This is a genomic window from Cohnella phaseoli (assembly GCF_003386235.1).
In the GTDB taxonomy this organism is placed as follows: Bacteria; Bacillota; Bacilli; order Paenibacillales; family Paenibacillaceae; genus Cohnella; species Cohnella phaseoli.
Window position 1 is genome coordinate 116,409 of sequence record NZ_QRDZ01000005.1, and the last position, 11,560, is coordinate 127,968.

Sequence of the window (11,560 nt, forward strand, 5' to 3'; positions counted from 1 at the left end):
GCGAGGAGGTGGAGAGGGTGATCCGTCGCGGAAGATTTGCGCCTACGCCTTCCGGGCTGCTGCATATCGGCAACGCGTTCGCCGCTTTGGCCGCCTGGCTGCAAATTCGGCAAGCCGGGGGAGAGTTCGTGCTGCGTATCGAAGATATCGACAAAGCCCGGTCGCGTCCTGCTTTCGCCGATCAGATGCTGGACGACTTGCATTGGCTTGGCCTTGACTGGGACGAAGGTCCGCGGGAGGGAGGGCCATACGCTCCGTACGTGCAAAGCGCTCGCGAGCCGCTGTACGAAGAAGCGTTGGAGAAGCTGCGGCTGGCCGGCCGGCTGTATCCGTGCTATTGCAGCAGAAGCGATCTCGCTTCGCTGGCTAGCGCGCCGCACGGCTTGTCGAGCGAGGGCGTCGCTTATCCGGGAGTATGCCGCGCTCTGACCGCTGAAGAGCGGGAAGCTAGAGGCGCGTTCAAAACCCCCTCGCAGCGCTTTATAATGCCGCAAGGCAAAGTAGAGTTTGACGACGGATGGAGAGGACCGCAGTCGTTTGAGGGCTCGGCTCTCGGCGATTTTGTCGTGAAACGGGCGGACGGGATGTTCAGCTATCAGTTGGCGGTTGTCGTGGACGATGCGGCGATGGGAATCACCGACGTGCTGCGCGGGGCGGATCTGCTCGATTCTACGCCAAGGCAGCTTGCGCTGTACGAGGCGTTACAGCTGCGCGCCCCGGCCTTCTCGCATATTCCGCTGCTGGCCGACGAGCGCGGAAGCCGCCTGTCGAAGCGCGACAAGTCGCTAACGCTGCTATCTTTGAAGGAGAGCGGAATCGCCTCCGAGCGCTTGTTGGGACTGCTTGCGGCCCTGTCCGGTTGGATCGATCGGCCGGAACCGGTTGCGGCGGCGGAGCTTATCCCGCTGTTCAAGCCGGTTCGCGGCGAAACGCTGATTTTTGGGAACGATCTGCGAAGCTGGTTGTTTAAGCAATAGAGGTCATCGCGTAGATCCATGCGCGGTGGCTTTTTTGTTAGCAGGAGGGGGGATGTGGACAAAGTTATCCACAGCGCATGTGCATAATGTGGATATATCGGCGAAAGCGTTGGCGCGCAAGAGGTCGCTTATGAGGGGAGCGGGGGATGAGTTTTTCACAGCTTTTCTGTGGATAGTGTGGGCAATGTGAATAAAATCGTGAAAAACGGATCCGGATTGCAGGGGTTTAACCAAAATGCTTGCGTACCAACCGATTGGAAATTATCAGAATATTAATAACCATCTGAAAGGTGTCCGCAGGCTGTGTATAACTATGTGAATAAGAATGAAGGGTATGCAACCTTCTCCGAGTTCAAGAAGGCGCATACCCCTGACCTACGTTATATTCTATTCTTCCATTAAAGCTTCCCAAACCTGATAAACCTCGTCCAACTCCGCTCGCTTGGTCTCCGCTTCCGTCTGCTTTTCTCTGAGCAGCATATAATTGGTCGCCATTTCGGGAGAAGCCATCTGCTCTTCCAGGCTGGCGATTTCGCTTTCCAGTCGGGCAATATCCGCTTCGGCCTGCTCGCGCTTGCGCGCTTTCGCCCGATCCTCTCGCTTGGCCTGCTTCTCGGCTTCATAGCTGGTCACCGCCGTTTCGGACGGGGAGGCGTCGGCGCCGCTGTCGCGATTTGTCTCTTCCCATTCCGCCATTTGCTGTTTTTTGGCGATCATTTCGTCATAATTCCCCAGGAAATGTTCCGCTCCGTTCGCGGACATTTCTACGACCCGATCGGCGATTCGATTCAGAAAATAGCGGTCGTGGGAGACGAAGACAAGCGTTCCGTCATATTCCTCAAGCGCGGCCTCCAACACTTCCCGGCTCATTAAGTCGAGATGGTTGGTCGGCTCGTCGAGCAGCATCACGTTCGCCTTCATCAGCATCAGCTTCGACAGCGCTACGCGCGCTCGCTCGCCCCCGCTTAAGGAGCTGATCTTCTTGCGCACGTCCTCGCCGCTAAACAGAAAATTGCCCAGCACGGTGCGGATTTCCGCTTCCGGAAGATGCGTATAAGAGCTCCACACTTCCTCGAGTACGGTATTGGCCGGATTAAGCCCCCGCTGCTCCTGGTCGTAATAGCCGAGAGAAATGCCGACGCCCCATTCGATCGCGCCGTCTCGCAGCGGCAGCTGGTCCGTCAGCGCTCGAAGCAGAGTCGTCTTGCCGACGCCGTTGGGGCCGAGCAGCGCGACGCGCTCCCCGCGCTTCACCTCGAACGAGACGTTGCGGAACAGCGGCGACATCTCCGCATTCGGCGCCGCGGAGCAGCGAATGAGCCGCAGCACTTCCTTGCCGCTGCGGCGCTCGGTCGAGAACGAGAAGCTCGCCTGCTTAAGCGCGTTGGGCTTCTCTAGCCGTTCGATCCGTTCAAGCGCATTGCGCCTGCTCTGGGCGCGCCTTGTCGTCGAAGCTCTTACGATGTTCTTTTGGATGAAATCCTCCATCCGGGAAATTTCTTTGCGCTGCTGCTCGTACAGCTTCAACTGCTGAGCGAACGCTGCGGCTTTCAAATCCATAAACCGGCTGTAATTGCCTGTGTATCTCGTCGCCTGGTGGCGCTCGATCTCGACGATGGACGTTACCGTCGCATCGAGAAAATAGCGGTCATGGGAGACGATGACCATCGCCCCCGCATAAGATCGCAAATACTGCTCGAGCCAGGTTAGCGTCTGAATGTCGAGGTGGTTGGTCGGCTCGTCGAGCAGCAGCAGCTCGGGCTGGACGAGCAGCAGCCGCGCCAGCGCCAGACGGGTTCGCTGCCCTCCGCTTAAGGAAGCGACCTCGGTGTCCGGGGCAAAATCGCCAAAGCCCATGCCGTGCAGAACGCTCCGCACGCGGTTGTTCATCTCGTAGCCGCCGTTCTCGCGGAATTTCTCGCTGATGTCCGCATACTGTGCGAGCAGCGCTTCATAGCGCTCGGAGTTGTCCAGTTCGCTGGGATCGGCGATGCGAGCCTCCAATTGCTGCAGCGCTTTTTCTTGCTCCAGCAAGGGGCCGAAGGCGGAATTCATCTCTTCCTGAATCGTGCGGTGCCCTTGCAACCCGCCGTTCTGCGCCAAATATCCGATTTTAAGCTCCCGCGGCTTCGATACCGAACCGGTGTCCGGAACGATCTCTCCCGCGAGCACTCGCAGGAAGGTGGATTTGCCCGCGCCATTGACCCCGACGAGCCCAACGCGGTCGCGTTCGTTGATCTGCAGCGAGATGCCTTCGAGCACAGGAGTCACGCCGTAATGTTTGGTAATGCCAGATGCTTGAAGAAGCAAGAGGAATCCCTCCGATAAGTCTTGTTGAACACACCTTCAAGTGTACCGTAAACTTGCCGGAAAAGTCCAAGCGTTATCCTTTGGCGAAAACAGACATTCAATGTTAGAATGAAAATAGAGTTTTCATAGATTTTCGAAAGCAGGGTTTCGTTCATGGAAAATAGAGCGGCCGGCGCCGTTAAAGACGAATGGCGCCGGCGGATGGCGGAGGTACGGGACAGGCTGTCGCAAGCCGAACGGGATCGCATGTCCGCGAAGCTGTGCGCTCTGCTGGAAAGCGGAGCGTTATCCCCGTTAAGACGGGAGCTTGGCCGCCCGCTTGGCGTATGCGCTTATGCTCCGTTTCGATCCGAAGCGTCGCCGCTGCCGCTCGTAGAGGCCTGTCTGAACGCTGGCGATCGGGTATACGCGACACGAATGAGAACGGACGGAGAAGGGCTGGAGCTGCGCGAGCTCGGCGGTCTGTCGGATTGGGTTGCGGGGAAATGGGGAGTGCCGGAGCCTGATCCTCTGCGCGCGCCGTTGATGGAGGCTGCCGCTCCCCTTGATCTTGTGCTTGTTCCCGGAATCGCATTTAACGCGATCGGCGGAAGACTCGGATACGGCGGAGGCTATTACGACCGTCTGTATGCGGAGAGGCGGCGCGAGACGCAAGCCGGAACGCTGTGGATCGGGTTTGCCTATTCCGCGCAAATCATCGAGGAAGCTTTGCCGTCGGAAGCCCACGATCTCGAGTTGGACGGGCTGGCCACGGATGAAGGCATAGTATGGTTCGGCAGGAGGGATTCGTAATGGCACAGGCGGATGAGCGGCTGACTCATTTTAACGAGCAAGGAAGAGCCCGCATGGTAGATGTTTCGGACAAAGCCGATACGGTCAGGACCGCGATAGCGGAAGGCCGGGTCAAGATGGCGCCCGAGACGCTTCGCAGAATTCGCGAACGTTCGGTTGCCAAGGGCGACGTGCTCGCCGTAGCGCAGATCGCGGGCATACAGGCGGCGAAGCGGACGTCAGACTGGATTCCGATGTGCCATCCTCTTCCGTTGACCGGTGTAGACGTTCGTTTCGAAGATAACGGCGAGGATACGCTGACGATTACGGCTGAAGTAAAGACGACCGGGAAGACGGGAGTGGAGATGGAGGCGTTAACCGCCGTCTCCGCGGCCGCGCTGACCGTTTACGATATGTGCAAAGCGCTGCAGAAGGATATGGTCGTCGAGTCTGTGGCGTTGCTCAGCAAGACGGGCGGCAAGAGCGGCGACTATGTCCGTTCGGCGGAATAAAAAAAGACAGATTTAGCGATTAGGGGACGGAGGGATGGAGCTATGCGTTGGAAGGTGGCCTTGTTGACGGCTAGCGATAAAGGCGCTAGAGGGGAACGCGAGGACACGAGCGCGCAGGTCATTCGCGAGTTGATCGAGGAAGAACTGCACGGGGATATCGTCGATTATCGGATCGTTCCGGACGAGCAGGATGAAATTCGCGCTGCGCTGATCGAGATGGCCGATTATTTTCAAGCGGATTTGATTCTGACTACAGGCGGTACGGGTCTCGCCTATCGCGATGTTACGCCGGAGGCGACGATCCGGGTAGCGGAGCGCATCGTTCCCGGCATACCGGAAGCGATGCGCGCGGCCGTATCCCAGCGTTCGCGGTACGCTGCTCTGTTTCGCGGAGTGTGCGCGATTCGCGGCCGCACGCTGATCTTGAATCTTCCAGGCGAACCGCGGGGCGTTCACGAGCATCTGATGGCCGTGATGGATTTGCTTCCGGAAGCGCTCGACCAGGTCAAGGGAATGCGGGGAGGATTGGAAGAATGACGTCGCCGGAGCGCAGCCGGAATGACGGGACGACTCTCATCGGCTCGTCGAGGCTGAGGGAGGTAAAGGTCGAGGACGCCGTCGGTATGGTGCTGGCTCACGATCTGACGCAGATTGTTCCCGGACAGTTCAAAGGACGGCTCTTTCGCAAAGGACATGTCGTCACTTCGGAGGATTTGCCGCGGCTGAAGGATATCGGGAAGGAGCATCTCTTTACGATCGAGCTGGCGGACGCCGATCTGCATGAGGACGATGCGGCGGTGCGGATGGCGCGGGCGCTCAGCGGAGATCACGTCGCTTACGGAGAGCCGGCGGAAGGCAAAGCGAGCCTGAAGTCGACCGCGCACGGGCTCGCTTTCATCGCCCGAGAGATGGTGGACGAGATCAACCGTCTGGGCGATATTGCGCTCGCGACCGTCGTCGACCGGCGCGTCGTGCGTACGGGGGAGGCTTTGGCGGCGACGCGGGTCATTCCGCTGATCGTCCCGAAGCTTAAGATCGAGGCGGTTGAGGACATCGTTAGCGCTTATCGCGCCGCGCACGGAATCGCTCCGATCGGCGTAAGACCTTTTCGCCGGATGACGGCCGGGCTGTTGACGACGGGAAGCGAGGTATATTCCGGGCGCATCCAGGACAAGTTCGGCCCCGCCGTCTCGGCCAAGCTCGCGGAGTTCGGCTCGGAGGTCGTCGAGCAGCGATTCGCGCCGGACGACCGTCATACAATTGTCAATGAAATTCACTATTTAAGGAAACAAGGGTATGATATGATACTTGTAACTGGCGGTATGTCGGTAGATCCCGACGACCGTACGCCGGGAGCGATCGCGGAAGCCGGAGCCGACATTGTCAGCTACGGAACGCCTATGCTTCCGGGTTCGATGCTGTTGTTCGGTTATTTGCAAGGCGTGCCGATCTTCGGATTACCCGGCTGCGTCATGCATGATCCTTACACTTCGTTTGATGTTTTATTATCCAGAGTTTTGGCTGGAGATACGATAGCGAGAGAGGATATCGTCGGGATGGGATACGGCGGTCTTCATCGCAGCTGAGCATTCGCACGACTTACATCCGAGAGGAGGTTTTTGCACATGTCAGGCATTGGAGCATCAGGCATTATTTTGCTCGTTCTGATCGCGCTGCTGTTGTTCGGCCCGAACAAGCTGCCGGAGTTGGGCCGCGCTTTCGGCCGCACGCTTCGCGAGTTCAAGAAGGGCGCCAACGATTTGATGGATGATCCGAAGGACCGGGGAGCTCAGAGGGTGGACGTATCCTCCGACGAGATGGACAAGCCTAAGGCGGATCGTCGTCTCCCGGAATAATCGGGACGGACTGGAACATGGATAGGGGCTGTCCCTCGGCGCAGATGTAAGATTTGCGGAAGGGGCAGCCCCGTTGCTGTATGGAGGCGAAGACAAGCAATGAAAGATAAGGCCGCTGAGAAGCGGGACTCAGAGTGGATGCCGCTGACGGAACATTTGGGCGAGCTGCGCAAAAGACTGATCTATTGCCTGATCGTATTCGTCATCGGGCTGGTTGGGGGCCTATTCGGCTCGCAGCCGCTGTTCGATTATTTGGTCGCGGCTGCGCCGATAGACAATTTGGATCTTCATGCTTTCTCCCCGTGGGATGCGATCGGCCTCTACATGAAATTCGCGATTCTGATTTCCTTCATCATCGCGATCCCTTTTGCGATGTACCAGCTTTGGGCATTCGTGCGTCCGGCTCTAGGGCCTAAGGAGCAGAGAGCTACGCTGCAATTCGTACCGGGAGCGCTGGTGATGTTTCTCATCGGCCTCGCGTTCTCTTATTTTGTCGTTTTTCCGATGGCTTTCCTGTTTACGGAGAAGGTGACGGGCAATCTCGGATTGGAGCAAACCTATGGCGTGACGCAGTATTTTTCGTTTCTGTTCAACATTTTGCTGCCGATCTCCTTGTTGTTTGAGCTGCCGCTGCTCATTTTGTTCCTGACGAGAATCGGGATCTTGAATCCGACGATGCTAAAAAAAATGCGCAAGCTCGCCTGGTTTATTCTGATTTTCATCGGTGTATTGGTCACTCCGCCCGACGTCGTGTCGGATTTGCTCGTCGCCATTCCGCTGATTTTGCTGTATGAATTTAGCGTTCTCCTGTCCTCGATGGCTTATGGAAAACGAATGAAAGCGCAGCAGCGGCGGGAATCGGAGTGGGAGCGGGACGAATAGGAAAAACAGCCCGGGCCTTCCAGGACTCCCGAATTAAACTAATCTGCCGAACAAGAAGCAAAAAGTGTCATTTTTCGATATTCCAAACGGAGTAATTATGATACACTGTTTCAAGTAAGTGCTTACATGGTTAGAATGTCGGGAGGGACAAGAATGCGGGATATGACTTTGGGACGAAAATTAACGATTGGCTATGCTGCAATGGTAGTTCTTCTGGCGGCCGGATTCATGCTGCTGCTGGCGGGAACGGATTTGACGAGCCATTCGGGCACGTTCATCATGATTATCGTCATTTTCTTGTTGATCATCGTTGCGGGAGGCTGGGGCCTGAAATGGCTGACCGGCAACCTTACGGCCGCAATCGGCAACGTGACGGCAACGCTCAGGAACATTGCTTCTTCGGGCGGGGATTTGACGAGGCGCATACATATTCAGTCCACCGATGAGATGGGAGATTTGGCGAACGCCGCGAACCAGATGCTGGACGGCCTTCAGAAGATGATGAAGGAACTGAAGGACAGCACGGCGGAGCTGGCGGCTTCGGCCATTTTGCTCAAGCAAGGCACGGAAGAGAACGCGCGTGTCAGCAGCGAGGTGTCCAAAGCCGTGGAGCGAGTAGCTTCCGGATCGGAGACGCAGGTCGCGCAGACGCAGGAAATTTCCGCAACGATGCAGGAGACGTTGGACGGTCTGAACCAGGTGGCAGGGACGACTACCACAGTCTCCGATGCCGCGCAGACGACCGTTAAGCGTGCCGCCGCAGGCTCCGAGCTGCTGCAGTCGACCTCTACGGAGATCGATCAAGTGGGCAAGGCGTTCCGTTCGCTGCAGGAGGTCGTCAGAGGGCTGAACCATAAATCGGAGCAGGTTCGCGAGGTTATCGGCTATATTTCCGAAGTCGCCAATCAGACGAACCTGCTGGCGCTTAACGCCGCGATCGAGGCTGCGCGCGCCGGGGAGCACGGACGGGGCTTTGCGGTCGTTGCGAGCGAAATCCGCAAGCTTGCGGACCAGACCCAGCAATCTGCCGTGCAGATCGGCGATACAATCGGAACGATGTCGGGCGACATCGTGCAAGTCGCTACGATGTTCGAGCAGAGCGCGGGCCAGGTGTTCGCGGCTGTGGAAGGGATGCAGAACGCGGAAGAGACGTTCCGCGACATTGTAGACCATGTCGGACAGCTCAGCTCCAACATTACGGAGGTCGCAGCTTCCGTGGAGCAGATGTCCGCCGGCGGCTCCAACGTCGTTCGTTCCATTCAGGATATCTCCCGGATTACTGAGGAGACGGCTTCCTTCACGGAGCAAGTATCCGCGATGACGGAGGAGCAGCTGTCTTCGACCGACGAGATGGCGCGAACGGCCGATAACCTGAGCTCGATGGCATCCCGCCTGAAAGGCTTGGTCGGCAATTTCAAGGCGTAATTAGCCGGTTTGCGTGTCAGTCGCAATAATAGATGGGGCTGTCCCATAAGCAGAGTTGCTTAAAATAATCGATAAATAAAGTAAGGGGTATGTACCTCCCGGAGATTGCCTCATACGCTCTTGAAATCACATTGTAACGGGTTAACCCATTCAGATTTCAAGAGCGTATAGCATCGGAGGGAGGTACATACCCCTTGCCGCTTTATCATCGATTATCTTTTACAGCAACTCGATGTGCTTATAGGACAGCCCCATTTTTTTGTGCAGGTTTAACGTAAAAGGACTTGAAAAGCGTCTTTAAATTCCGTATCATAGAAAATGGTTATTAGCACTTGAGACAATTGAGTGCTAACAAAATAGTTTCAAATCCAAAAAAGCAAAATTTAGAAGGAGGCTACTTACATGATTAAACCTCTAGGGGACCGCGTTCTCGTGGAACCGAACGCCAAGGAAGAGAAAACGGTTAGCGGCATCGTATTGCCGGATACGGCTAAGGAGAAGCCGCAAGAAGGAACGATTGTTGCGGTAGGCATCGGATCTTTGACCAAAGATGGCGAGCGGGTTGCGCTGGAAGTGAAGGCGGGCGATCGTGTATTGTTCTCTAAATATGCGGGCACGGAAATCAAATACGAAGGCAAAGAGTATTTGATTATGAAGGAAAGCGACATCCACGCGATCGTCGGCTAATACTTAGAATACTCAAGGAGGTTATTAAAAGATGGCTAAAGAAATTCGTTTCAGTGAAGACGCTCGCCGCGCGATGCTTCGCGGTGTGGATACATTGGCGAACGTAGTTAAAGTCACGCTCGGACCGAAAGGCCGCAACGTCGTTCTGGAGAAGAAGTTCGGCTCTCCGCTGATCACGAACGACGGCGTTACGATCGCTAAAGAAATCGAGCTGGAAGACGCCTTCGAAAACATGGGCGCACAGCTCGTTAAAGAAGTTGCAACGAAAACGAACGATATCGCGGGCGACGGTACGACAACGGCAACCGTTCTGGCTCAAGCGATGATTCGCGAAGGCTTGAAAAACGTTACTGCAGGCGCTAACCCGATGGTTATCCGCAAAGGGATCGACAAAGCGGTTAGAGCGGCAGTTGAAAGACTGAAAGAAATCTCCAAGCCGGTCGAAGGCCGCAGCAACATCTCCCAAGTCGCAGCGATCTCCGCTGCTGACGAAGAAGTCGGCGAACTGATCGCAGACGCAATGGAGAAGGTCGGCAAAGACGGCGTTATTACGGTTGAAGAATCCAAAGGCTTCAACACCGATCTTGAAGTGGTTGAAGGTATGCAGTTCGACCGCGGCTACATCACTCCGTACATGATCACGGATACGGACAAAATGGAAGCTGTGCTCGAGAACCCGCTGATCCTGATCACGGACAAGAAAATCTCCAACATTCAAGAAATCTTGCCTGTGCTGGAGAAAGTCGTTCAATCCGGCAAGCAATTGCTGATCATCGCTGAAGATATCGAAGGCGAAGCGTTGTCCACGCTGGTTGTTAACCGTCTGCGCGGCACGTTCACTTGCGTTGGCGTTAAAGCTCCAGGCTTCGGCGATCGCCGCAAAGCGATGCTGCAAGACATCGCGGCTCTTACGGGCGGCCAAGTGATCACGGAAGAGCTCGGCCTTGAGCTGAAGTCCACTTCCCTGCAACAGTTGGGTACGGCTCGTCAAGTGCGCGTAAACAAAGAAAACACGATCGTCGTTGACGGCGCTGGCGAGAAGGCCGACATCGAGGCTCGCGTAAACCAAATCAAAGCGCAAATCGAAGACACGACTTCCGACTTCGACCGCGAGAAGCTGCAAGAGCGTCTGGCTAAATTGGCCGGCGGCGTTGCGGTTATCAAAGTAGGCGCAGCTACCGAGACTGAGCTGAAAGAGCGCAAACTGCGCATCGAAGACGCTCTGAACGCAACTCGCGCTGCTGTTGAAGAAGGCATCGTATCCGGCGGCGGCACGGCGCTGGTTAACGTTTACGAAGCGGTTGCTTCCGTTCAAGCGGACGGCGACGAGAAAACGGGCGTTAACATCATCCTGCGCGCTCTGGAAGAGCCAATTCGCACGATCGCTGCTAACGCAGGCCAAGAAGGCTCCGTTATCGTTGAGCGTCTGAAAAAAGAGCCTGTAGGCACTGGCTACAACGCTGCTAACGGCGAGTGGGTGAACATGTTCGAAGCCGGCATCATCGATCCGGTGAAAGTAACGCGTTCCGCTCTGCAAAACGCGGCATCCGTAGCATCCGTCTTCCTGACAACCGAAGCGGTTATCGCCGACAAGCCAGAGAAAGACAAAGCTCCTGCCGGCGGCATGCCTGACATGGGCGGTATGGGCGGCATGGGCGGCATGATGTAATATAGGCTGTAAAGCCTATAGCATCAGGGGTTCCTCCTCTTCGGGAGAACGCTGTTTGATTACATTTTGACCACGTGAATTAAAAAAGGCTTCTCACGAGTTCAGTCGAACTTTGTGAGAAGCTTTTTTTATTATGCGTTGCGTAGTTCATCAAGCATTTGGTTAAGCTTCTTGTCAAAAGTGAGGCAGAGAACAAGGAGTCAAAAAAATCGACATTGCCAAGCGCCTCGAATGAAAACAGTACGTGTCTTTACTGCGTTGCAAGCTCGAACTTAAAGTTTTCTTTACATTTCACAAGTAGGTGAATCAAGCATGCTAAGATAGAATCACTAGGGTATTTAGTATCACCTTTTCGTGAGATGCTACGAATGCAAAAGCATTCACTTATGAGGCTCCCTATTAGGAACAGCGGTGTAGAATGGTGTTAAAAGTGATCGCAATTTGTGCGGTCTCGCTCTAGGAGTGAACGCC

The 11,560-nt window shown here is 55.8% G+C and carries 11 protein-coding genes; 10 read left to right on the forward strand and 1 reads right to left on the reverse strand.

What is annotated here, in order from left to right:
• The first annotated feature begins 20 nt into the window (after positions 1 to 20).
• Positions 21 to 977, forward strand: a complete 957-nt coding sequence (gluQRS, locus tag DFP98_RS08210; protein WP_116060282.1) for a tRNA glutamyl-Q(34) synthetase GluQRS — start codon at positions 21 to 23, stop codon at positions 975 to 977.
• A gap of 387 nt (positions 978 to 1,364) precedes the next feature.
• Here gluQRS and DFP98_RS08215 read toward each other — a convergent pair whose 3' ends face one another.
• Positions 1,365 to 3,287, reverse strand: a complete 1,923-nt coding sequence (locus DFP98_RS08215) for an ABC-F family ATP-binding cassette domain-containing protein (RefSeq protein ID WP_116060096.1) — start codon at positions 3,285 to 3,287, stop codon at positions 1,365 to 1,367.
• 153 nt (positions 3,288 to 3,440) lie between these two features.
• On the opposite strand from DFP98_RS08215, the gene DFP98_RS08220 reads away from it, so the two are divergent.
• From DFP98_RS08220 to groL, 9 genes are all read left to right on the forward strand, one after another.
• The gene (locus DFP98_RS08220) at positions 3,441 to 4,079 is read left to right on the forward strand and encodes a 5-formyltetrahydrofolate cyclo-ligase (protein ID WP_116060097.1); all 639 of its coding nucleotides are present in this window, start codon (positions 3,441 to 3,443) and stop codon (positions 4,077 to 4,079) included.
• Positions 4,079 to 4,570 (forward strand): cyclic pyranopterin monophosphate synthase MoaC, encoded by a 492-nt coding sequence (gene moaC, locus DFP98_RS08225; protein ID WP_116060098.1) that lies wholly within the window; start codon positions 4,079 to 4,081, stop codon positions 4,568 to 4,570. Before DFP98_RS08220 ends, moaC begins: the two co-directional genes overlap by 1 nt.
• 42 nt (positions 4,571 to 4,612) lie before the next feature.
• Complete coding sequence (locus DFP98_RS08230; protein WP_116060099.1) at positions 4,613 to 5,107, forward strand: MogA/MoaB family molybdenum cofactor biosynthesis protein; 495 nt, start codon at positions 4,613 to 4,615, stop codon at positions 5,105 to 5,107.
• The gene (locus DFP98_RS08235) at positions 5,104 to 6,156 is read left to right on the forward strand and encodes a molybdopterin-binding protein (RefSeq protein ID WP_116060100.1); all 1,053 of its coding nucleotides are present in this window, start codon (positions 5,104 to 5,106) and stop codon (positions 6,154 to 6,156) included. The genes DFP98_RS08230 and DFP98_RS08235 overlap by 4 nt, the downstream gene beginning before the upstream one ends.
• Before the next feature lie 39 nt (positions 6,157 to 6,195).
• A complete protein-coding gene (gene tatA, locus DFP98_RS08240) occupies positions 6,196 to 6,426 on the forward strand; it encodes a twin-arginine translocase TatA/TatE family subunit (RefSeq protein ID WP_116060101.1) in 231 nt (76 codons plus the stop codon).
• A gap of 99 nt (positions 6,427 to 6,525) precedes the next feature.
• Positions 6,526 to 7,308: a twin-arginine translocase subunit TatC gene (tatC, locus tag DFP98_RS08245; RefSeq protein ID WP_116060102.1), complete on the forward strand. Its 783-nt coding sequence runs from the start codon at positions 6,526 to 6,528 to the stop codon at positions 7,306 to 7,308.
• A gap of 153 nt (positions 7,309 to 7,461) precedes the next feature.
• Entirely contained in the window at positions 7,462 to 8,733 is a 1,272-nt protein-coding gene (locus DFP98_RS08250) for a methyl-accepting chemotaxis protein (protein WP_181917564.1), read from the forward strand.
• Positions 8,734 to 9,135: 402 nt separating this feature from the next.
• Positions 9,136 to 9,420: a co-chaperone GroES gene (gene groES, locus DFP98_RS08255; protein WP_116060104.1), complete on the forward strand. Its 285-nt coding sequence runs from the start codon at positions 9,136 to 9,138 to the stop codon at positions 9,418 to 9,420.
• 31 nt (positions 9,421 to 9,451) lie between these two features.
• Positions 9,452 to 11,089, forward strand: coding sequence for a chaperonin GroEL (gene groL, locus DFP98_RS08260; protein ID WP_116060105.1), 1,638 nt, complete (start codon positions 9,452 to 9,454; stop codon positions 11,087 to 11,089).
• Positions 11,090 to 11,560: the final 471 nt, after the last annotated feature.

Bases quoted from the DNA above. Each gene is read 5' to 3' on its own strand.
- DFP98_RS08220 (WP_116060097.1), top strand. From the start codon at position 3,441: ATGGAAAATAGAGCGGCCGGCGCCGTTAAAGACGAATGGCGCCGGCGG.
- moaC (WP_116060098.1), top strand. From the start codon at position 4,079: ATGGCACAGGCGGATGAGCGGCTGACTCATTTTAACGAGCAAGGAAGA.
- DFP98_RS08230 (WP_116060099.1), top strand. From the start codon at position 4,613: ATGCGTTGGAAGGTGGCCTTGTTGACGGCTAGCGATAAAGGCGCTAGA.
- DFP98_RS08235 (WP_116060100.1), top strand. From the start codon at position 5,104: ATGACGTCGCCGGAGCGCAGCCGGAATGACGGGACGACTCTCATCGGC.
- tatA (WP_116060101.1), top strand. From the start codon at position 6,196: ATGTCAGGCATTGGAGCATCAGGCATTATTTTGCTCGTTCTGATCGCG.
- tatC (WP_116060102.1), top strand. From the start codon at position 6,526: ATGAAAGATAAGGCCGCTGAGAAGCGGGACTCAGAGTGGATGCCGCTG.
- DFP98_RS08250 (WP_181917564.1), top strand. From the start codon at position 7,462: ATGCGGGATATGACTTTGGGACGAAAATTAACGATTGGCTATGCTGCA.
- groES (WP_116060104.1), top strand. From the start codon at position 9,136: ATGATTAAACCTCTAGGGGACCGCGTTCTCGTGGAACCGAACGCCAAG.
- groL (WP_116060105.1), top strand. From the start codon at position 9,452: ATGGCTAAAGAAATTCGTTTCAGTGAAGACGCTCGCCGCGCGATGCTT.